This window comes from Pseudoalteromonas sp. J2K-J031 (genome assembly GCF_058197095.2).
Window position 1 is genome coordinate 3,733,757 of the sequence record NZ_CM200279.1, and the last position, 22,184, is coordinate 3,755,940.

Annotated in this window: 17 protein-coding genes; 3 read left to right on the forward strand and 14 right to left on the reverse strand. The window is 40.1% G+C overall.

The features are described from left to right. Positions 1-54: 54 nt before the first annotated feature. The gene (locus AC3KZC_RS16985) at positions 55-2,274 is read right to left on the reverse strand and encodes a DUF5916 domain-containing protein (RefSeq protein ID WP_490578621.1); all 2,220 of its coding nucleotides are present in this window, start codon (positions 2,272-2,274) and stop codon (positions 55-57) included. Between the two features lie 154 nt (positions 2,275-2,428). On the opposite strand from AC3KZC_RS16985, the gene AC3KZC_RS16990 reads away from it, so the two are divergent. Next, on the forward strand, positions 2,429-4,465 hold the full coding sequence (locus AC3KZC_RS16990; protein ID WP_490578622.1) for a winged helix-turn-helix domain-containing protein: 2,037 nt from the start codon (positions 2,429-2,431) through the stop codon (positions 4,463-4,465). 63 nt (positions 4,466-4,528) lie between these two features. On the opposite strand, the gene AC3KZC_RS16995 is transcribed toward AC3KZC_RS16990, so the two are convergent. From AC3KZC_RS16995 to AC3KZC_RS17055, 13 genes are all read right to left on the reverse strand, one after another. Further along, positions 4,529-5,380, reverse strand: a complete 852-nt coding sequence (locus tag AC3KZC_RS16995; RefSeq protein WP_490578623.1) for a D-hexose-6-phosphate mutarotase — start codon at positions 5,378-5,380, stop codon at positions 4,529-4,531. A gap of 137 nt (positions 5,381-5,517) precedes the next feature. Next, positions 5,518-6,435: a glutaminase B gene (glsB, locus tag AC3KZC_RS17000; RefSeq protein ID WP_490578624.1), complete on the reverse strand. Its 918-nt coding sequence runs from the start codon at positions 6,433-6,435 to the stop codon at positions 5,518-5,520. Positions 6,436-6,520: 85 nt separating this feature from the next. Next, positions 6,521-10,093 (reverse strand): sensor histidine kinase, encoded by a 3,573-nt coding sequence (locus AC3KZC_RS17005; protein WP_490578625.1) that lies wholly within the window; start codon positions 10,091-10,093, stop codon positions 6,521-6,523. Positions 10,094-10,296: 203 nt separating this feature from the next. Then, positions 10,297-10,551 carry a hypothetical protein gene (locus AC3KZC_RS17010; protein WP_490578626.1) on the reverse strand — a complete coding sequence of 85 codons (255 nt, stop codon included), beginning with the start codon at positions 10,549-10,551 and terminating at the stop codon, positions 10,297-10,299. A 33-nt stretch (positions 10,552-10,584) separates the two neighbouring features. Then, on the reverse strand, positions 10,585-10,788 hold the full coding sequence (locus AC3KZC_RS17015; RefSeq protein WP_490578627.1) for a hypothetical protein: 204 nt from the start codon (positions 10,786-10,788) through the stop codon (positions 10,585-10,587). A 343-nt stretch (positions 10,789-11,131) separates the two neighbouring features. Next, positions 11,132-11,677 (reverse strand): CIA30 family protein, encoded by a 546-nt coding sequence (locus AC3KZC_RS17020; RefSeq protein WP_490578628.1) that lies wholly within the window; start codon positions 11,675-11,677, stop codon positions 11,132-11,134. 201 nt (positions 11,678-11,878) lie between these two features. After that, positions 11,879-12,199 carry a DUF3718 domain-containing protein gene (locus AC3KZC_RS17025; protein WP_490578629.1) on the reverse strand — a complete coding sequence of 107 codons (321 nt, stop codon included), beginning with the start codon at positions 12,197-12,199 and terminating at the stop codon, positions 11,879-11,881. A gap of 305 nt (positions 12,200-12,504) precedes the next feature. Then, positions 12,505-13,443, reverse strand: coding sequence for a carboxylesterase family protein (locus AC3KZC_RS17030; RefSeq protein ID WP_490578630.1), 939 nt, complete (start codon positions 13,441-13,443; stop codon positions 12,505-12,507). A 66-nt stretch (positions 13,444-13,509) separates the two neighbouring features. Beyond that, on the reverse strand, positions 13,510-15,024 hold the full coding sequence (locus AC3KZC_RS17035; RefSeq protein ID WP_490578631.1) for a PH domain-containing protein: 1,515 nt from the start codon (positions 15,022-15,024) through the stop codon (positions 13,510-13,512). After that, complete coding sequence (locus AC3KZC_RS17040; RefSeq protein WP_490578632.1) at positions 15,017-15,529, reverse strand: PH domain-containing protein; 513 nt, start codon at positions 15,527-15,529, stop codon at positions 15,017-15,019. The genes AC3KZC_RS17035 and AC3KZC_RS17040 overlap by 8 nt, the downstream gene beginning before the upstream one ends. 175 nt (positions 15,530-15,704) lie before the next feature. Then, positions 15,705-16,637 (reverse strand): polysaccharide deacetylase family protein, encoded by a 933-nt coding sequence (locus AC3KZC_RS17045; RefSeq protein ID WP_490578633.1) that lies wholly within the window; start codon positions 16,635-16,637, stop codon positions 15,705-15,707. A gap of 308 nt (positions 16,638-16,945) precedes the next feature. Next, positions 16,946-17,707 carry an EAL domain-containing protein gene (locus tag AC3KZC_RS17050; RefSeq protein WP_490578634.1) on the reverse strand — a complete coding sequence of 254 codons (762 nt, stop codon included), beginning with the start codon at positions 17,705-17,707 and terminating at the stop codon, positions 16,946-16,948. A gap of 185 nt (positions 17,708-17,892) precedes the next feature. Then, the gene (locus AC3KZC_RS17055; protein WP_490578635.1) at positions 17,893-18,861 is read right to left on the reverse strand and encodes an extracellular solute-binding protein; all 969 of its coding nucleotides are present in this window, start codon (positions 18,859-18,861) and stop codon (positions 17,893-17,895) included. Between the two features lie 62 nt (positions 18,862-18,923). Here AC3KZC_RS17055 and AC3KZC_RS17060 point away from each other — a divergent pair, with 62 nt between their 5' ends. Together AC3KZC_RS17060 and AC3KZC_RS17065 are read left to right on the forward strand one after the other, a co-directional pair. Further along, entirely contained in the window at positions 18,924-21,644 is a 2,721-nt protein-coding gene (locus AC3KZC_RS17060; RefSeq protein WP_490578636.1) for a putative bifunctional diguanylate cyclase/phosphodiesterase, read from the forward strand. Positions 21,645-21,813: 169 nt separating this feature from the next. Continuing rightward, positions 21,814-22,059 carry a DUF3297 family protein gene (locus AC3KZC_RS17065; RefSeq protein WP_490578637.1) on the forward strand — a complete coding sequence of 82 codons (246 nt, stop codon included), beginning with the start codon at positions 21,814-21,816 and terminating at the stop codon, positions 22,057-22,059. Positions 22,060-22,184: the final 125 nt, after the last annotated feature.

Sequence of the window (22,184 nt, forward strand, 5' to 3'; positions counted from 1 at the left end):
GTAAAGGCACGCTGACAGCACTCGGGCATCTAGAAAGATGATAGGGATAAAAAGTTAAAACAAGTAGCGCACCTTGAAAGTCAGTTGGTCTTGCTCGCGCTGTTGCCACATCGAATTAAGCTCGCTGAGCCATTCTTTTGAGCCGACATTTTGATCAAATTGCCCTGCACCGCGGTTATAAACGACATAAATATCTGAGTACGCCCCTAAACGATATCGCAGCTTTATTTGGCTGGTAAATCGCTGATCAGTAAAGCTATTGTCAACCGCACTCACACGACTTAAATGATGACCACGAATGTCATACACTGCTTTAGTATCCGCATCAAGAATCGCCCACTGAAAAATCATACTGAACTCAAGTTTGTCACTGAGCAAGCCCGATAAATTAATATAATTGTGAAATAAACGTCGGTCATATTCAGTGATTTTTCCTGGGCCTGACGCAATGACCATACCATCGCCTTGGCGATAAAAGTTATTAAATTTAAGGCTCCAATTTTCATGGGGCATCCACGTCATATCAACCGCGTATTGCTGCGCCAAACCATCAATGCCTTCTTGATCTAAACTAAAACTGGCCGCCCAGCTAAAAGAGCCGGTGTAAGGGCTGCCATAAAAAAACCAGCTCTTTAACAAATCGCGATTTTCATATTGGCCTAATCCTGCACCAATTAAATCATCCCAACCTGCAGTTTGATAATCAAACGAGGCATCAAACGATGAGCCATCGGCCAAAATAAATGACGCCCAATAAGATTGAGTTGCTGGCAGTTTTAAACCACTGTCGTTGCTTTCATAATTGAGCTGAACATTATGTTGAATGCGATTAATAAAACCACTGCTGTAGTTAACCGCATGGCTAAAATAAAGTTCATTAAAACGCCAGTTATTGCGCTTTCGATAACCTAAGTCATTGTTATCAAATTCATCATCAAGGCGTAAGTAGCGCCCAGTTAGGTGAGTATTCGGATCAAATTGATATTTTATATTTGTACTGACACCATAACCTTGGCTGTCCTCGCCACGCTCTGTCACCGCAGAGGCTAATAAAGCGCTTTGCCACGACCACGTATCACTTTGGTATTGGCTATCCCAAGCTGCAGTTTGGGCATTGCGATCAAGCCAAGGGCGCTCAGTATGAGTCACTAAAACCCCACTTTGCCAAGTGTCCTCACGGTAACGAGCTCGGCCAACATAAAAATCTTTACCTGCGCCCGAATCTAACTCTTCTTCCAATGCGGCAAAACCAGCAAACTGCCAATTATCACCTTGATGAATAAAACGCACTGCACCGTCAATTGGAGTAATCACTTTTTGGCCATCATCACTGCCTGCGCCAATGCGCCGCGTATGGATAAGCTTAGTATTTTGCTCTGCATTAACATTCATCACGCCGATATCTTGGGTAAAAAACGGCCGTTTATCTGTCACTAAGGTCTCAACGGTTGAGTAATTCAAATCAAGCTCGTCACTATCCACTTGGCCAAAATCAGGGTTAACCGCCAAGCTCAATTTTTGATGATGTTCGGGTTTAAACACCAAATCAAAACCCATGTCGGTATTGGATGCCTCACCAACAAAATCCTGTTGATGCGTCGCATACGGAATAAATGCCCACTGTTGTTGCTCTGGAATTGACGCTTGTATCTTTGGCATTTTGAGATAAAAATCACTGTTGCTAGTCGTTTGTGGCTGCGACGCATAAATGTGATTCGTGGCAAGCTCATAAAGCTGCAATGATACCCCCACATTAGCCATGCCATCATTAGTGCGATTTGGCTTAAACGAAACCGAATGCCAAGGAATAAACACCTCAGAACTCCAGTAATCTTTATATTCATAAAATGCTGACTGCCAAATTCCATCCCAATCAGCATCTGTGGTGAGCTGCGGCGTTAACACCGCATCTTGCACGCCACCACCGAGTGTTACTGCAAACTGATAAGCCCCGCTGCCATCACCCGAAAAATCAATCACAAACCGATTAAAATCAGCCTGCATAAAGGCATCTTGCAGATTGTATTGTTTTTTACGCTCCCCTTGTTTTTGCCAATTTTTAAAACCGATATAAATACCATCTGCAGTCGCAAAAGCACGGCCTTCCACCTTGTTTTGAGTTTGCATTAAGGTGGCTGGCACCACTTGGTAAAAATCGCGATAAATTACAGCGCCTTGCCAAGCTGCTTCATCGAGCTTGCCATCAACCTGTATTTCATTGGCCAAAACGGTTTGCCCACTTACTAACGCCAATATCAAGAAGCGAGTTCGCATCACACTATTCCTGTTAAAAATTTTTATTTATCAAAGCAAATTTAACGCAAAAAAAAGCTGATATTTTCCTGAATAAGACTGAGTAAAGACTTATAAACATTGACTTTATGATGGATCGCGGTATTTTTGGCGAGGAATGGAAAACAGGTGTGATATGACAGCAGAAAAACAACAAGAACACACTTCGTCACAGGTAGCGGATGAACTTTTACATGTTCAATTTGGCGATTTTATTTTTGATATCGGCCAAGATGAGCTCATCCATCATCATTCACGCGCCATCACAAAATTAGAACCGCAAGTCTCGCAATTACTTCACCTTTTTGTAACCCACCCCGCGGAAGTATTAAGTAAAGAATATTTACAAGACACGCTGTGGCCCAATACCATAGTCGAACAAAATAGTTTGTATCAACTGCTGACTAAAATTCGCCGTTTATTAAATGACTCCAGCCGTTCGCCTCAATACATTAAAACGCTGCCTAAAAAAGGTTACTGCTTCATTGCACCAGTCACCCGCTATCACCCGCAAGCCAAACCCAGCAATGACAGCGTAATAAACAACAGTAACGTTTCTAAACCCAACTATCTTTGGCTTTGGTTAGTACCAGCCTTAATCATTTGCTTTAGCGCATACGCCTTTTTTAGCCAGTATGATGCCGCTCCTAAAACGCCTCAGTATCAATTGCAAGATGTGAGCTATGAGCTAGGGCTTGAGTCTGATGTGGATGTGCATATCAGCGAAAACTTAATGGCCTATGTCAAAGATATTTACACCCTGCATATATCCAATAAACAAGGGCAAGTACTACATCAACTCAACTCCCCATATCGAGTGGCTTTTCCAACATGGCAAAGCACTGGCAGTTTGCTAGCATATTGGCGCTATAAAGAAGATCAGTGCGAATTGTTTATTATGACTCCGCAAGGTGCGCAAAATCACCAAGCGCCATCAATTGCATGTGAGTCAGCCATACGCCCCGTGTGGAAAAGCAGTGATGAATTAGTATTAAGCGTGTTACAAAAAGGCCAACTGACCCCTTATTTATATCGCATTAGTCAGCAAGATTTAGTCGAACTCCCCCTTTCAATGCCAAGGCAATCCATTTATAAAGGGGCGGTCAAAGTGTGGAATGGTGACGTTTTTTACCTTCTCAATCACGCCAACCACCAAAGTAGCTTAATCAAACTCAATGGTGAAACCGTCATGAACTGGGATTTTCCGGTTTGGCTTGCCGCTTACAACCCCAGAACTCAAGCAATTATCACTAATGACAGCAGCCAGCGCCACGCTTTAGTGGCAACTCATTTAGATGGCCGCCAATATGAGGTTTATCAAACGGCTCAAGGCCTGTTTACCAATGTATCGATTGATCAACAAGGAGACATTTATACTGCGATTGAAAGCTGGCAAGTTAATATTCGCGATAAAGATCAACTCCCTATTTTTTCAACGTCGAGCATTGATTACCTTCCAGTCAGTAATCGCTTAGGCGAAACCGCATTTATGTCACGGCGCAGTGGCGTATGCGAAGTGTATTTGCATGCCGACAACCAAGTGGTGCGTTTATCTCATCACAAGGGATATGAATACGTTCAATTTTTAGAATGGCGCCCCGACTTATCAATGCTGTTATCCAATCGGGATTTGGATTTAGCCTTGTATGACAGGCAAGGCCAAGTGTTGCAATTTACCACCGAACTTAATGAAAAAATTCGTAACATTGGCTGGTATAATAACAATACGGTGTACGCATTTGATGGTCAGCAACTGCATTTTTATAACTTGCAAGGCCACCTCACGAATACCATCCACCTTGATGCACAATTTGTTTATTTTGATGCGCAGGCAAAACGGTGGTTACGACTTAAAAACCGCATTTTATATAGCCAAGATGATTTAAATAGCTCAGGCCCAGAAACAGAACTTGCCGAATTAACCACACAACAAACAAACCTGTTGCATAACATTCGACTGAAAAATAATACCCTATATTGGCAGTCATCTTGGTCAAAACAAGACTATATTTGGCGTTTACCACTTGAAGCGGGGCAAGATGCTAGCATCGTTAAACAAGGTAATTTAATTTGGCACTTTGATATTAGCCCCTATGAAGAGCTAACAATTGCTAAAATGGAAGCCCTCGAAGGTGATATTAAGCGCCTTGTTGCGACACCGATAAAACCTTAATTTTAAAAGCAAAATAAAAAAGCCTTTAAATTAAAGGCTTTTTTAGTACAAAATTTAGAAAAACTAAACCCAATAAACGATCGTGCTTAAGCTGTGGCTTTCACCCGGTGCCAGCACGACCTTGTCGTCCATCACATTGCCCGCTTCAAGGCATAACATGGTTTTATATTCATCGTCAGCAAAGTTAGACAAACGCTTAGCTTTCTCAATCCAAGGATTCCAAAGTACACAAGACGTAGAGTTTTCACGACCAACTGCAATCGTACCCTCAGGCGTATTAATGTGCTGCATTGTTTTTGCTTGGGTATAAACCATATCGGTTTCACGAGCAAAACTCACCACGTCAGTTTGCGCAAATGGGCCTTCACCAAACTCAATAAATTGTGACCCTTGCAGTCCATCAACCAGCGTAGCGGTAATGTCTGATGTCGGAAAATAGGTATGCAGAGCTTGTGTTAATTCAAACGGCTTTGTATCTAAATTGGTATTAATCAACGTCACTTTTAAAACATGCGACAAGTGGAATACAACTTTCAATTCGCTTTTATAAGGCCAATAGGTTTTATCTACTTGCGCCATAGGTAAGGATAAAATGACTTCGGTATATTCGGCATATTCGTTTACTTCTTCTGCGCGCCAAAGATTGGTACGTGCAACACCGTGAATAGGCCAGCCTTCATTTTTACTGACACCAAACCAAGGCCAACAAATTGGAATACCGCCGCGCAAGCCTTTACCTGGTTGATAATCTTCCTCTTGCGACATCCAAATTAAAGGGGCTTTATTTTTTGGCGTGAACGAAGCTAACTGCGCTCCTTGTAAAAAAATAGTTGCACTGCAATGCTCAGTCTCAATGGCTAAATATTCAAGGTCAGTATCTGTTTGTATAATTGTTACACAAGGAGAAAGTTTCATAAGGCATCCTATTAATGTGAGTCAGTGTAAAACAAAAATTTTATCTGATTGTGCCGCTAACACTGGCTAACAACAAGCATTAGTTAACACTGTGATTTTTATTCATGTTCAGCAACGTTTAAAATTGCTTAACGTATTTATAACATTGAAATTTTAAGCTGTTCCGCAAGGCGCTCAAGAGCATACAAGCCCGCCACTGAATTACCAAACTCGTTCAATTCTGGTGACCAAACACACACGGTAAACTTACCCGGCACAATACCGATAATGCCCCCTCCAACTCCTGACTTTGCGGGAATACCAACGCGAAAAGCAAAGTCACCTGCGGCATCGTATAAACCACTAGTAAATAATAGAGAGTTCACTTGTTGCGTTTGTTTTGCACTTAGCATTTGCCTACCGGTTTGCACGCAAATACCTTGATTAGCTAAATAACTAAACATTTTGGCCAGTTCTATACTGCTCATTTCGATAGCGCAATAGCTAAAATAAGCACGCAGTACGGTATCAACATCGTTATCAAAATTATTGAACGACTTCATTAAATGCGCCATGGCAGCATTTCGGTGGCGATGTTGGTATTCAGAATCTGCGACTTTTTTATTAATAACTACTTTATCGTTGCCACTTAATAAACGCGCGGTTTCAAGCATGTTAAACACAGGTGCCGACACGCGGCTCACCAACGCATCACATACCACCAGCGCCCCAGCATTAATAAAGGGATTGCGTGGAATTCCTGTTTCAAATTCAAGCTGTGCTAAAGAGTTAAATGCAGTACCTGAAGGCTCTTTACCGACCCGTAGCCATAACTCATCACCGTGATGCTGCATGGCCAAGGTCAGTGTCAGCGCCTTAGAAACGGATTGGATTGAGAACGTAGCATGGGCATCACCTGCAAAAAAGGTTTGGCCGTCAACCGTATGAATTGCGATAGAAAATTGCTTGGCAGGTACATCGGCTAATGCCGGAATGTAATTGGCGACTTGGCCCTGACCAAAACAGGCTGCAGCCTGCTGGCTAATCTGTTGCAAAATATCATTATATTGCGGCATCACAAGAAGAACGTCCTCACTCACTTTTAAATTCGATGGGCACAATAGCAAGTTTTAATAACAAAAAACCATGCAAACGCCATAATTATTTTGCTTTATTTTCTGGTAATTTTAATGGCAAGCGCATTTTTATCTCAACACCATGTCCAGGTGTGGAATAACACTTAATTTCACCTTGAAACAATTGAGTCACCAAATTAAACACAATATGCATCCCCAAGCCACTGCCACCTTGACTTCGTTTAGATGTGACAAACGGTGAAAAAACTTGGCTCACCATCGCAGGCGCCATCCCTAAACCATTATCAAAATAATAAAGATGAATGCATTCTGCATGTACGCTAATTTCTATGCAAACTTGGCCGCGATCTAAACCCTCAAAGCCATGAATAACGGAGTTATTTATCAAATTAGTAAAAATTTGATGCAGCGCTCCAGGGTAAGTATTAAACAGCAGCTTATCTGGCCCGTTAATTTGAATTTGCAGATCTTTATTTTTCCAAAGAGGTTTGAGAGAGAACACCACATCATGCAAATACTCTGTTACATTGATTTCTCTGCATGCTTCAGAGCTCTGATCGACCGCAACTTGTTTAAAACTTGAAATTAACTGATTGGCCCGATCTAAATTTTTCATAATCAAGGTGTAGCCGCTACCTTGCATTTGAATCGACTCTTCAAGTTCCGATTGCTTTAATATTTTTTGCTCTAACTTATTTTTTAAACTGATTAAACAATCTTGGTTATAGGTAATGGCAGTAATCGCAATACCTAGCGGGGTGTTTATTTCATGTGCTACACCAGCAACCACCCCCCCAAGCGATGCCATTTTTTCGCTTTCAATTAATTCTTGCTGTGTCGCCTTTAACTGAACCATAGCTTGCTCAAGCTTGAGGTTTTTACTCGAGATCTCTTGGGTGCGCATCGCTACTTTTGCTTCAAGTTCATCATTGAGTTTTTGTAAGGTTGCTTCGTGTAGTTTTAGCTGATTTATGTCTTTTAATGCCCCCACAATTCGCAGCGGTTGGCCATTTTCGTCTCGCTCAATGACTCGACCCTTATCAAGTACCCACACCCAATTATCAAAAAAGTCTTTTACTCTAACCGCTACTTCATAGCTATCGATATGATTTTCATGACACTGCGTGAGCTTTTGCAGCAAAAGATACCGGTCTTCAGGATGGACAAAATCGCCACTCAACTGCGTTTCAGGTGCGTTACTTTGAATCCCAAAATCTATGCGCGCCGTCACACAATAACGGTGCACTCGATGACTTTGTACATCCCAATCCCATAACTCATCACCACTGGCCCATAAAGAAAGCTCAAGACGTTGCTGTAATTGCGCCATAGCTAAATTATCTGCCACCACTTTGCGGTACATCCGCTGTTTACGGATAACAAAAAATCCCGCTAACATCAAAATACTTACAAGGTAAAAAAATTGGCTCGTTTTATTCCACCACCAAGGCGATTTCAAAAAGAGTGCTAAGGTATGAATTTCTGACTGGTTACCAAATTGATCAGTAGCGTAGGTTTCTATTTGATACTGCCCTGGGGGTAATTTTAGTAAATTAATTTGCCTGTTGCCTTGGTCAAGTGCAAGCCAAGTATCAGACAAACCTAAAATGCGGTAGTAATATTGTAAATGTTTCGCCGAAGAATAGGTTAACGAAGCAAAGCGAAACGACATAATGTCCTGATAATAATCAAGCTCTATGTTTGAAACTAATTCGGCGGGCTTTGAAATCAATGCATTTTTATCGCTTGGTATAATAGCTTTGCCCAAAATTGAAATATCCGTCAATACAATATTGGCAGGATGAAGCTGTGCCGTAATCGACAGCGGATAAAACTGGTTAAACCCTTGCGAACCACCAATAAAAACCCGCCCATCGGGCGCTAGCCATACAGCGCCAAAATTATATTCAAGCCCTTGTGTGCCATCGGCTTTTACATAGGTTTCGTAGCTAAAATCAACGATATTTATACGAATTAAACCTCCACTCGTACCCAACCAAACACTTCCTTGCAAATCATAAACCAACGACCAAATTGCATCATTTTTTAAGCCATTGTTACGGTCAAAGGTTTTAATTATTTTAACGTCGTCACTCACTACATTTAAACCAACCTCACTTGAGGCCCAAATGCGGTTTTGCTTATCAACCGTAAGCATAAATACCAAGTTTGATAACAAACCTTGATCTGAATTTAGGTTGTACAGTTGGTCTTGGTGAAATTTAAATAAACCTTGCCCTAAAGAGCCAAACCATAAATCTCCGTTATGTACCAACATATCGGATACTTCATCTGGAGGTGCTAATTGCGGGCTAAAAAATGGGATCAGCGCATCTAATTGTGCGTCATATTTTAGGATGCTATTGCTGCGCGTGCTAACCAAAACCTCACCGTTATACTTTTCTAAACTATTAAAAACTAAGGTAGGTGCATTTTGGTTATGTGCTGAATAAATCGTAATTTCTTCGCTGACAATATTAAATTTGGCAACACCATCACCCCGGGTTGCCACCCAAATATCATCACCATCTCGTAAAATAGACGATACAAATGAACTATTTATAACATCAAAAGCAGGGTAAATATCTTCAACTTTAGCGAAGCCTTTACCTGCAAAGATATAAATTCCTCGCGTAGTGGCAATCCAAATTCTGTCCTGTGGGTCAGCCATAAAACCACGAACATCAGGGTTCTGTAATGGCGCATTCGGGTAATTAAACCGGCTAACATAACCGAGTTGTTTGATGTGAGCTTTTAAAAAGTTAACCCCGCCCGACTCTGAACCAATCCAAAGATTATCTCTGTCGTCAAACGCTAATGATAAAACCATATCGTCTGCCAAACTATCACCTAGCTGGTCATTATGATAATAATGTGACGTTTGTTTACCATCAAGATTAAAGCTTTTTACTCCATCGTTCGACCCAGTCCAAATACGATTATCATTAAACGCGAGGCTATGAATGATATTACTTTCTTTATGTGAAATGGCGCGCTGCCACAATAACTCAAACTCTGTATTATTTTGGTAAACTTGCAATACCCCATCTTGGCGACCAATCACTAACTTTTGATCTGCCGCTAATAAGCTCACAGCAGCTTCGGTGGTCAATTGCATAACATGCTTGTCACTTAAACGATAAACATAGACACCTTGGTATGTCGCAAAAAATAAATTATCTCCATTGAGGGCTAGTTGATTAATCTTATTATTTTTTTCAATATCTATTGGCTCAATGGCCAAGGTGCTGACGTTTAAATAATACCCCCCATCGCTTTGGGTACCGACAAACACAGCCTCTGCGTTGCAAGCTAAGGTAGTAACCTGATCGGATGGAATTTCTTGTTGATAACGCTTGAGATAAGACTTAAATAGTCCGGTGTCAAAATTATAAAAACTTAATCCTGTGCTTGTACCTATCCACAGCCCCTGATGCGGAACCACGCATAACGCATTGATAAAATTACCAGCAAGGAAATCTTTGCGCTCAGGCACCGCAAAAAATTGTTTAAACTCATAACCATCAAACCGATTTAAACCAGCTTGAGTGCCTAACCAAATAAACCCAGTTTGATCTTGTGCAATGGCGGTAACAGAAACCTGACTCAAACCTTCAGTATGACTGTAATGAGACATAGTTTGATGCACCTGCTCAAACACAGGCAGCTTTGCCAAAGCCCCCAAACTAAAAAATAGCAAAAATAAGTAAGCTAATCTCAAGCGTTAAAAGCCAAAAAAATGAACAGTTTTATAAGTGTAGTAGAAAAGATTTAGCGGATTGGAAAAATATTAACCCTGTTTTTATGCGTTAAAGACCCTCCAGATAACTCACTGTTGTGCTAATCGCCACCACCTGAGTCACCACTACCATCGCAACTGTTATCGCTTAACGAAGAATGACTACTCCATAGACTGCCATCTGCATCAGCGTGCTTATTTGCAGTGGCTTTGCTAGCCGTTTTAAAAATAGCTAAATACATCAAACCAATGATAAATATGATAAACAAGCTCACAACCCAACGACCAGATTGAACCCCAGCGGCTATCGCTATAATAATAAAAACAACCATTAAAAACTTAAGTAATGTTTTCATACTATTTCCTAAAAAACTCAGTCAAACTCAAGATTAGATCTTATTAGTTAAATAGATTATTTTTTTATAACAGAACAAGCTTAATCGACTACGCTCAAAATACGTTAACAATGTAAAAAATACTGACAAAAGCAACGATCCGATAGCAACAAATACCAAACCATGAAGTAAAAAATTAATCGCAATCACAATAAATAACAGCGTAAATAATACATAGATATTCAGCTCTGTTGACATAACCACTCCTACAACCTGAGTTAAAAAATGCTGATACAGTGAGCCTAACACCGAGCGATAGTGAAAATTACACTTAGTGTTTAAAGGTTAATAACGGTGATACAAGGCGAGAAAATATGTGGGCTATGCATAAGATAATCTTAAACATAACCCTTTGAGCGGGCAAAATTGTGAATAATTTTTTATTTTATAACGTTGAAACGCATCGCTTTATATGATTTGAAAGATCAATAAAATCAAAACATAAACTCATAAAGTATCAATTGATCAACTTAACCATAATCTTTTATGGCTGCTACTTTCTAAATCAGCCCACGATTAGGTAATGAAAAATATATTGTATTTATAACTTAATCTTCTTTACCGCAAGTGCCGCTTTACCACCTTGCTCATCGGTTAAAGAAGGCACTAAATAAATTGCAGAGATATTAGCTAGTTTTAAGCCTTTATCTAACGAACTTGCTGGTGTCCATGAAGGGCGCTTAAACTGCTCGAATGTTAACGTTTGCGTTTGCCATTGCTCTGCTTTTGGCAAAACAGCTTGGTAGTGGGCGTAACTATTATCACCTTCTTTACCGTAATCCGATTGTGAAAGCTTCACTATGAGTGGTTGATCACTTTGATAATGAATTTCAATGGTTTCTGTTGCTGTTAAATTGCCATGCGGCAAAGTATAAATCAGCTCAACCCATGAGTTATTTTGTTTATCAACACGCGGCACGCGCTCAAACTCAATGCTAATAGCCCCATCTTTTAAACCATGAAAATGTGCAGCACTCCCATGAGGATCAACTGCATAGCTCCAATCGTTTATATCTAATGCTGAATGTGCCGCAACTGCTGCACCAAAAAGCAGAATCCCTGCCAAAACAGCCTGTTTTATAGTCATCTCATTTACCTTTTTTATTCTATTTTCAGCACGATATCATGATTTCTTTCAGGCTAGAATGAGCGGTTTGTCTTAAAAGGCGCACAATAAATAACGTTAAGCCTGAACAGCCAGTTTATTTTAAAGAACGAAGTTTAAATACAAATAAAAAACCCGCTGGGAGGCGGGTTTGATACTTCAGATATTTTTTACTTCATAATCTTATAGCTTGGCAGTCACTGTTTTAACATTCAGTGGACGCTCCACTTTAGCAAGCTGCTTACTAATGTCACTTGCGCCGTGATCAGCGGCAAACTGCGATAAACTTAAACCATTACATTTAACACTTTGTGAGATAAAACGCATATTTTGCTGGCTTTGGCGTACAATGCGATGAAGTTTACCTTTACTGCCCGATGCTACTGCAAGGCAAATTTGGGTTTCTATACTCTCATCAGTGCCTGAAAACTCAGCAGCGTTTACATTAAAAGCACCGAGTGCTGCGATGGTTAATACTGCTATGGTTAATTTTTTCACTTTCATTCCCTCGTTCAAAAAACATTAATATTTCAATATTTTGAAGCGTTGTGCTTCGTGGTTGAGGTAAGAATAGAGCAGCGTTTGCAATCGTTTTTAACTTAAGTGAGCAGTGGTGAATTTCGGTGATTGAGGGTCAATTTTAGTGATTTAGTGACATCCTTCGCTCATTATCTAAAGTAGTTGCCATTTTTTAGGCTGTAACCACCCCTATAAACGCTTTTAAATGACGCTACGCCTGCACTACATACACGAAAAAAGTGACTAAACAGACTCATATTTAAAGTTCAAGTAAGTGGGCTTTTATGGCTTTATGTTTGGTCATAACGCTGTAGAAAGTTATAAATATCAATGAAATAATTACTTCCATAAGTAAAATCTATCGTATGCACACTTTCATCGTTGCCAATCAGCTCACAGGTATTACCCGATGAGGTAATAAAGCGCTGTGTTGGCAGCGCATGTTGTTGCCAGCTTAATCCGGTAAGCGGATCTTGTAATACATTAAAAAACATTAATACCGGAGCGTCGGAGCTATCCGAGGTTAAATTTTGTCTTTGCCACTGTTCTAACGCAGCTCCTGTCGAAATAACCGCTGCAACACTTGCTGATACACCAAAAAACTCTGGATTTTCAGACCACGTATCGGCTTCAAGCGCTGCAATTAGCGCCATTACGCCACCCGCCGATTTCCCCATTAACATCACTCGATTTGTATCAATACCATATTTTTCACTGTGATATTTTAAAAACCGTATTGCATTACTTAAATCTTCGGTCGCGTGATCGATAGCTAACCTTTGGTACTCAAAAGCAAGGTCTTGCAATACTTGGCTGGTTAAGCGGTAATTAATCGTCGCAGTAGCAAAACCTAGTTGAGCGTATTGCTGAGCATTTTCTTGCAGTGTTTCTTTATTACCAGAATAAAAATTACCGCCATGAATAAAAATAATTAAGGGCCGAGGCTCTGCTTTGGGAGGTAGATACAAATCTAAGGTTAAATTTAGCGTATTACTGCCACGTTCAGACACAATATTCAGCGCCGAACTATATTGCTCACCTTGGTAATTGTCTTGTTGGCTATAGGTTAAATCTAAATAAGATGTCAGCTCACTTTGCTGATATTTAAGCGGTATTTGCTCATTACCCGCTGTCACATTTGGCGAGATCACTGGGGCGCTGGCGCCTGAACCGCCGCACCCCACTAATAAAACAATACAAACAACTAACCACCAGCGACAAACACGCATGCTGCGCTCCTTTTGCTTAATCTTTAAAGATACGCAAACATGAGGCAAAAAGATTCATCGCAGGCTTTATAACCAGTTTTTATCGCTAGACTCGGCTTGATACAAAGCAATATTCATAAACTGGTTCACTAAACACGCTGGTAAATAAGGTACTTTTAACTTGCCGCAGGCCAGCTGTATCTGCAAACTGGCAAGACCCAAACGCTTCATCATAGGGGTTTGTGTTTTTTGTACTTGTTGAATTTTATATAACGAAAATGCCGTTATTTGCGAACCTATTAATCCGGTACGAACAAATGCGCGCTCACCATCACTATAAATACCATAGCGCTTATAACGCAGCCAACATAATACTAATCCAACAGCTAAAAATTCGAGTAGCAAAATCCAATGCAATCCAGCCCCTATAAAATAGACTAACGTCGTGAGCAATAAACCCGGTAACAACCAAAACAGCGTAAAGTTTTTACGCAAATATTGACTGTGGATAGGCACAAAAGGGATCGCTTTTAAATCACATGGCTGCCAACATAAATCAAAGGCTTGCTGCAACTGCAGCCTATCAAGCACAGGTATAATAAATAATTGGCCTTTTTTAGTCTGACCGTATTGGCTATTTTCGACTTGTTTACAACTAAGCGTAAAACGCTTTAAAAACAATCCCATCCAATTCTGTTTTACTTCAATGGCTTGAATTTTATTGGTATTAAGCGACATTTGATGACGCTCAAGCAACCCTGCAACACGTTTAAGTTTGCCAGCACTAAAGTAAAGTTGGTAATTATAAAAACGCAGTAGGGAGCCTAAAATAGATACACTTAAAAAGAATGCCACCAGCGCTAATACTACCGTTGTAATTGCAAGCGCGCCCGCGGCAGCAGCATTGGGCACAAACTGCTCATAAATTACCACTAGGGGTTTAACAAATTCTTGCTTAGTAAAGCGCACAATATGCTCACTAAATGGCGCAGCAACCACCAACACCACCGCCATCATTGATGACATTAAACCAAACTTTGCCACTTCTTTATTTTTTAAACTAAAAATCGGCTGTTCATCGACTTCAATCGCCACAGGCTCAGCAGCTGACACTAAAGGCGATTGCTGTTGTTTATAACTAAATACGCTTTCACGCATTAATATCGCAGCCGTTTCGCCAATTCCCGGCAAGCCCACCTCTTGTTTTGATGATCCTGCGGCATCAAAGGTGCAGTTAACCAATTTAAAAGGCTTAAAATAAAAAGGCACTGCAATATTAATATTCTGAATTTTGGCAAAATTCAGCGTAATACGTTCCTTTTTAAAGACACCTTTTTTTAAGATGACTTCGTGATCACTCACTTTAAAGCGAAAGTTTAAGTAATAAAGCACCGAATAAATCACTAATAAAGCGCCCAATACAGCAGCCCCAATTAATCCCCAAAAGAGTTTACGCTCCACCTGAGTAATAAACACCACAGCGACAGGAGCGATGTTCATAAGGCCATCTTTCACGAATCGCACTACAAAATGCAGCACAAAATACACCATGGCTACGGGCGATAACTTTTGCCATGCATGTAAAGATGCACCGTTATTCATCTGCATGCTCTTGTTTTAAAATAAACTGGCGAATTTGGCTGGCGCGTTCAACATTGAGCCCATTAATTTCAAGATCTGCGCCCATGCCACCTGCGGTAAATAATTTTAAACTCGATAGCCCTAACTTGCGCTCAACTGGATTACGATGAGTTTCAATATGTTGTACTCGGTTAAAGGGCACAATAATCACTTTTTGCCAAAACACCCCTTTTTTTAATAAAAAGTCATGTTCTCGCAACGCAATGCCGGTGCGTTTTACCGCAAGCCCAATAAACCAAAAAATATAGCAATTAATCACGATCAGTAAGCTACCAAGCCCGATTGCAAGCTCTAAGTTCGCTTGCCCTAAAAAGAACAACCCAACGCCAAGCAGTAATGAAAAAGGCAACAAAAACAAAAAAGTACTGATTCTGTATTCCTTTGTAGCATCATGATCTAATGGCGCAAATTCAACCTGTTCAATATCAGGTAATTGCGCAAGAGAAATGGGGAAATTACTAAACATATTTTATTTTCTTAATTATTTTGCTTTGTTATAGCGCGAGTTATAAAAATAGTAACGAAAAATTTGTGCCTAGAAATAAAAATAGCCCTTTGTTTTGTACGCTCAGTATCCATTTTGAACTACCTACTGCATCAGTCTCGTTTAAAAAAATACAGAGGCAAACCTGTAATAAGCACTACTTTTGAGCAATAACTTGCAGCTCAAACTGCTGATCTAAATAACTTTCTTGTAATGCCTGTGGCCACAAACCTTTAGTTTGACCATTAGCTCGCGCAATTTCGCCAATTCGCCCAGGGTTATAGGGTAAGACTTCGGCTGTTTGAAAAGCAGCGATGTCATCTTCATAAGCAACAAGCGGTGAAATAATGTGCCAACCTTTGCGTTTAAGCTCAGCAATTAAATCACCAATAAACAACGCGGTTATATCCATTTCATGCAGCAATAAAACATGTTTAGGTGAGCGACCTAATTGCTTCATTGCCAGCTCATCATACGCCTCAATGCTTTGCATCATCATGTCGACGTAATACCTGCTCATGCGAGCCAAATCGACTTTAACGCCATCTTTTATCGCATTTTGAAACTGATTTTCGATATACCAATCATATGTATTGACCGTCACATAGCCATTTTTATAACCTGTAGCTGCAAGGGCGGCACGCATTCCATCACGCTTTTCAACCGTATCGCCCTCGCGTAAATAAGGAAAACGAAATAGCTTAATCATGGTGTTAAATTGCAAGAGTTCGCGGTCAGCTTGCTGAAAATTAGCGATATATTGCGCAAGCGTTACAGCATTAAAATCAGGGTGATCATGAGTATGATTCGCAATTAAATGACCCGCATCACTATATGCTTTTAAACGTGCCGTGCCTTCTTGAGTTAAATTCGCACTGACACTAAAAAAAGCAACTTGTGCCACATCATAAGCTTTAAGTGCTGCAACTAACCGACTTGCCCGTGTTGGACCATCTAAATAACCCGATGCTGCGCGCGGAGAGTCATCCAAGGTCAATGCGATGTATTTAGTGGAACTGTTAGCAGGTGTACTTGTACTGTGTGCAAAAAAGGCCACGAACAATAGGCAAGTGAAGATTAAATTTTTCATAGTATTAAGCCGACTGAGGTATCTAAAAATAAAAGCTAAACGAGCTTAGCTGCTCATTTTTATTAGAGGAATTAAGGTGAAGCTGTTATTGTAAATTAACACTTTCAAGTACCGTCATTATGATACCAACGCCTAACATAGCCAATTGCTGACTCAAATAAGCAGCGATAAACAGCCACAGCGCTTTGTATAAAAAGATAACCCACCTTATTTTTCATCTTACTGCCTTTATTTTTAATTTTATTTAACAATAGATTAGCTCAACAAAGTAAGCGTAAAAGCAATAAAATACAATCGATTTAAAACGATTATGGCCACTTAACATTTGGTAAGGTTTCAAAACCTGGTTTGGCAAAATAGTAGCCTTGCATTAATTCAATGCCAGCCTCTTTAAGCCAGAGCATTTCGGCTTGGGTTTCAATACCTTCAGCCAAAGGCGTGATATTTAAATCGCGGAAAATATTTAAGCAGTTACGAACGATTGATTGGCGGATCCAGTCGCTATCGATATTGCGAATAAGCTCCATATCTAGTTTAACGATATTAGTTTGAAAATTAGCCAATAAATCTAACCCCGAATAACCTGCCCCAAAATCGTCAATTGCAGTAATAAAACCAAGCGCACGGTAATATTCAACGATTCGTTGAACGTGCTTACTGTCGACTATTTTTTCAACTTCGGTGAATTCAAACATAATTTTATCGGTTGGAAAATTATATTTTTTGGCGGCCATAAGGGTGGTTTTAATGCAGCGCTCGGGTTGATAAATTGCATTAGGTAAAAAGTTAATGCTAAGCATTGAATCAAGCTCAAGCTCTGCAGCCAATGCAATGGCTTTAATACGGCATTGTTGATCAAAACTATAGCGATTTTCATCATTAACTTGCTCAATCACTGAAAAGGCCGATTCATTATTTAAGCCACGTACTAAAGCTTCGTAACCAAAAATAGTGTTTGTTTGGCAATTTACAATCGGCTGAAACGCCATGGTAAAATCAAAATCAAGCTTGTCGACCTCAGCACATTTGCTACAGCCTAAGGTATTGTGTATCGGTAAACTATCTTGCATATTGCGCCATTCCTAAATAAGCAACTTCGCTTTAAAGCTAGTCGCAAATACACAAATAAACAAACCTGTTTATTGTTATTCACCGTTCAGTATCTAACGAGTTTCAAATAGTAAAAAACACAAACTTAACCTTCCAATACATTGAATTTAAATAATTAAAAAATTTGTTATTATAAAAACACATCTTACTCAGTAGTTAGAGCGCGCTTAATTAATGACAATGCCGGCTTAAGAGGTGGATATTGCTGACTAAACTCCGTTGTTTGCATGCCAATCACCGGAAATTCATACAAACTTTGGGTATACGTTTTTTGTGTTGCGCTGGTTAAAAGAAACTGCACAAATTGGTTAGCGTATTTTACATTAGGCGCATAACGCGTAATTGCTACGGTTGTTGTTGATACCGGAGTAAACCCTTGCGCTGTGACTAGCCAATGTAATTGCAGCTTATTTGTTACTTCGCGGTCTTTTTTATTATCTGAGGCTTTGAGCATCTCAAAATAATAATGGTTCGCTAACGCAAATTGGCACTTTCCTTCAGCCAATGCTTTTAGCTGATCTCGATCACCACCGGATGGCCGTTTAGCTAATAATTTATCCTTACTTTGTAACCAGTTAATATCCGACTGATTCGCTGTTGCACTTAATGTGCTAATTAACGTTGTATTGTAACTATGGCGCCAATCACGAATACAAAACTGACCATGATAAATAGGATTGCTTAACTCACTAAACGAGGTGGGGATGGGCAATTGTGTTTGGGTATGAGTGAATAACGCGCGCGCGCGAATTGAAACACTTACCCAATGACGTTTGTCATCATATAAATCAGGATTAAGCTTAGCCAGCCCAGCAAAATCATCAAATGGCTGCAGCAAGTCTTGAGCATGATTGAGCTGCGCCAAATCAGAAGTTAATAACACATCAGCCTGGCTAGTCTCACCGTCTTCAGCTAAACGACGCAGTAAATAATCTGATTTACCGTGCACTAAATTAACTCGGATCCCCGTTTCCTTTTCAAATGCTTGAATCACTGGCGCAATGATTTCCTGCTGACGAAACGAATAAATGTTTAATTCTTGTACCGGTTTGCTTAATACTTCAGCGGTTGGAAGTAAAAAGAGGGCTAAAAAAAATAAATGACTTTTCTTCATTGCAAATAGTAATTATTATCAATTGCAACAAGCATACTGATGAAATTAAATAAGTCTAGATCATGGCAGCATTTTATTTAAAGGTAAAAAATTTTGCTTTAGCGATAAGTTGCTATTGTGGATTTGCAGCTGTTGTTATCTTTTGCGCCAACGCATTGAATCAACATTATAAAAAAATAGAACAGCAAACATTACACAATCAACTTTCAGCGCATGCTCAAGTATTCTCAAATACGTTACAGCACGCAGCCAATCAACTGTATTCATTCGATAGTTATTTATTAGGTAAAGAAACCGAAATAAAAACCAACCGCCAGTTTAACCATTTAGCAGAATCATACTTGCAAGGGCTTAATTTTGCTGCCAGCTTTGAAATGTTAGTGGTTTTTTCTGAACAACACGCAGCGCAAGTATCGCAATTGGCGCAGCAAAGTGGCCAATTTGATTTCCGATTGTCGCTCCCAGACACCCTTAATGAACCACTGTTAGCCGTACTAAAAGCTGCACCAATGACGGATTATGGCCATAACATTGGCCAAGTTGTCTCGATTGATCCTAATTTATGGCTAAAGTTGTCAACAAAACAACAGGTTAGAGCGCTGCGCTGGCCAGCAGAACAAGCGCAATGGAGTTTATTACTCAATCATACTAAAACCGATAATATGCAAATAATGCTCGGCATAAGGCTAGAGCTGGCAAAATTACTTGAGGATTTGTATCAACAAGTATTCGCCGATCACCACCACCACATCCGCGTCATTGAAAAAAACAAAGAAGTGTTTAACTCCGATTGGAATGCCCAATTTAACCTTGCTCATTTACCCGCAGCAGCACAGCTTAATCTCAATTTTTTTGGTCAAGAGCTAGAGCTACTGCTTTATACCGAAGCTAGTTTAACTCCACCCTTTATCACTAATCGGATGCTCACTATTTTATTGGTGAGCTTTATTGCCATGATCACGGGATTGATGGTACTGCTTTACCTAATATCTTTACATGGTCGCCATGAAAAAATAAACCGCTTAGTAATTGAGCGCACCGCTTCGCTCAAACAAGCCAATAATCAGCTGGTCCAGTCGTCTAATCAGAGGGTACAAGCGCTTGAGTTAAAATTAACGGCAGAGCAAAAATATAAAAAATTGTTTTTAAACACCCAAGAAGGTCTATTTGTCCTAAACGAAGCCGACCAAATAATCGACTACAACCCCGCCTTTGCCGAGTTGCTGTCATTACCCTCAGCCCAACAAACGCATACATTAAGTACGTTTATTTATTGCTCTGAAAAATATCAGCTTTGGCAAACAAGCTTAAAACAAAAAAGCCAACCGAGCTTAATCGAATGGCTTGCTAAAAAAGGAGACGGCGACACTGTATGGTTAAGACAAAGCGGGAGCTGGATGCAACAAGATAATCATTGGTATTATGAAGGTCGCCTCACCGACATCACGCAAATTAAGCTTTTTAATGAACAACTAAAATACAAAGCAGAGCACGACAACCTCACTGACTTACTCAATCGCCATCGCTTTTTAGATGAGATCAATCACACCAGAAGCCAAGTAAAAGCCGTGTATTACCTAATTTATATCGACCTAGATCGCTTTAAACTGATTAATGACACGTTAGGCCATTTGGCAGGTGATAAATTACTGATCGAATTTTCGCGCCGCATGACATTGTTAATGGGTCATTATGCAGAAATTGCTCGCTTGGGTGGCGATGAATTTGCGGTACTATTTAATGCCAACAAGCTTACAAGCCCCATCGAAATATTATGCGAAGATATTTTGATGCAAATTAGAAGGCCATTTATTTACCAACAGCACAGTTTAACGGTAAGCGGTAGCTTGGGTATTCGTCGCTATTCAGTACCTTGTCAAACTCTCGATGCCGAAAAATTACTTCATGATGCCGATATTGCCATGTATGAGGCAAAACGGGCGGGTAAAGATTGCTTTAGTATTTTCTCAACAAAAATAGCACGCACAGTAACCCGAAAGCTCACCATAGAACGGGCGCTGCAACACATTGATTTAAACACTGAGTTATTATTGTTATTTCAGCCATTATTTTGCACCCACAACAACAAAAAAGTCATTGGTTATGAAGCCTTATTACGCTGGCAACACTCGGTATTAGGTGCAATTAGCCCTGCTGAATTTATTCCGATCGCTGAAGAGTCGGGCAAAATAATCCCCCTTGGTTTATGGGTGTGTGAGCAAGCTTTATCGTTTTTTCATCAGATTAAGCAAAATGCCCCGCATCAAGATGTATTTATAAATATTAATGTATCTCCCATTCAATTAGAGCACGAAGGATTTGTCGGACAACTCATTAAAAAAGTCGCCTCATTTGGGCTTTCACCTCACAACATCAACATTGAAATCACTGAATCAGCCATGATGACCGAAGAAGACCGCCTCATCACGCCCTTAAGTTACTTATATGAGCAAGGGTTTGGCATTCATATTGATGATTTTGGTACAGGATACAGTTCACTCGCCCGCTTAAAAGCACTACCTTTGAGTGGCATAAAAATAGATCGCAGCTTTATTCAAGATATTGCGCAGTGCAATGAATCCTTGCAGCTTGTACAAGCTATTTGTGCGATTGCAGATACCTTCAACTTAAAAGTGACTGCTGAAGGGGTCGAAACAATTGAACAAATTCATATTTTACAATCACTTTATTGCCAACAGATCCAAGGGTTTTATCTTGCCAAACCATTAAACTCTCTTGATGCTCAATTACTCATATTAAACAATCATCGCAAAACGGCATAACCCCAAGCCAAGGACGGCAGCCACTTTTTTAAAACCACCTGCTTACCCACCCAAAAAAACTATCACTCACTAAACCAATTGATTAAAGCAGGTTTCGGATCATCACTCTTGAGCAAACAGGCCGTATTGCCTACAATAGCGCATGTTTTATTCACTAAAGACCAAGACAATGACTGATACAACAAAACCAGCTTTACCCGATCGCCTTTCAATCAACCCGCGCAGCCCGCATTATGTCGCTGAAGTTATCGAACACGACATCGGTATTCGTCTAAATGGCAAAGAACGTAATGATGTTGAAGAATATTGCATCAGCGAAGGCTGGGTAAAAGTGGCATCACCAAAGGCGTTAGACCGTCGTGGCCAACCACTTTTATTAACAGCTAAAGGCACAGTTGAAGCCTTTTACCGTTAATACTGAGCGCGCTTATTGCACTCATTAGGTTAGGCGATGTTACATCCTGTGTCTCATCGCCATTAGCGACAAACCGCTGCGTTTGTCGCTAATAACCCTGCATCTTGCTGCTATTTGTTACAAAA

What these genes read in the sequence shown, in the direction of transcription:
- AC3KZC_RS17005 (WP_490578625.1), bottom strand. Translation starts at nt 10,093, where the DNA reads ATGTCTCATTACAGTCATACTGAAGGTTTGAGTCAGGTTTCTGTTACC.
- AC3KZC_RS17015 (WP_490578627.1), bottom strand. Translation starts at nt 10,788, where the DNA reads ATGTCAACAGAGCTGAATATCTATGTATTATTTACGCTGTTATTTATT.
- AC3KZC_RS17020 (WP_490578628.1), bottom strand. Translation starts at nt 11,677, where the DNA reads ATGACTATAAAACAGGCTGTTTTGGCAGGGATTCTGCTTTTTGGTGCA.
- AC3KZC_RS16990 (WP_490578622.1), top strand. Translation starts at nt 2,429, where the DNA reads ATGACAGCAGAAAAACAACAAGAACACACTTCGTCACAGGTAGCGGAT.
- AC3KZC_RS17045 (WP_490578633.1), bottom strand. Translation starts at nt 16,637, where the DNA reads ATGAAAAATTTAATCTTCACTTGCCTATTGTTCGTGGCCTTTTTTGCA.
- AC3KZC_RS16985 (WP_490578621.1), bottom strand. Translation starts at nt 2,274, where the DNA reads ATGCGAACTCGCTTCTTGATATTGGCGTTAGTAAGTGGGCAAACCGTT.
- AC3KZC_RS16995 (WP_490578623.1), bottom strand. Translation starts at nt 5,380, where the DNA reads ATGAAACTTTCTCCTTGTGTAACAATTATACAAACAGATACTGACCTT.
- AC3KZC_RS17025 (WP_490578629.1), bottom strand. Translation starts at nt 12,199, where the DNA reads ATGAAAGTGAAAAAATTAACCATAGCAGTATTAACCATCGCAGCACTC.
- AC3KZC_RS17035 (WP_490578631.1), bottom strand. Translation starts at nt 15,024, where the DNA reads ATGAATAACGGTGCATCTTTACATGCATGGCAAAAGTTATCGCCCGTA.
- AC3KZC_RS17065 (WP_490578637.1), top strand. Translation starts at nt 21,814, where the DNA reads ATGACTGATACAACAAAACCAGCTTTACCCGATCGCCTTTCAATCAAC.
- AC3KZC_RS17040 (WP_490578632.1), bottom strand. Translation starts at nt 15,529, where the DNA reads ATGTTTAGTAATTTCCCCATTTCTCTTGCGCAATTACCTGATATTGAA.
- AC3KZC_RS17010 (WP_490578626.1), bottom strand. Translation starts at nt 10,551, where the DNA reads ATGAAAACATTACTTAAGTTTTTAATGGTTGTTTTTATTATTATAGCG.
- AC3KZC_RS17030 (WP_490578630.1), bottom strand. Translation starts at nt 13,443, where the DNA reads ATGCGTGTTTGTCGCTGGTGGTTAGTTGTTTGTATTGTTTTATTAGTG.
- AC3KZC_RS17055 (WP_490578635.1), bottom strand. Translation starts at nt 18,861, where the DNA reads ATGAAGAAAAGTCATTTATTTTTTTTAGCCCTCTTTTTACTTCCAACC.
- glsB (WP_490578624.1), bottom strand. Translation starts at nt 6,435, where the DNA reads ATGCCGCAATATAATGATATTTTGCAACAGATTAGCCAGCAGGCTGCA.
- AC3KZC_RS17050 (WP_490578634.1), bottom strand. Translation starts at nt 17,707, where the DNA reads ATGCAAGATAGTTTACCGATACACAATACCTTAGGCTGTAGCAAATGT.
- AC3KZC_RS17060 (WP_490578636.1), top strand. Translation starts at nt 18,924, where the DNA reads ATGGCAGCATTTTATTTAAAGGTAAAAAATTTTGCTTTAGCGATAAGT.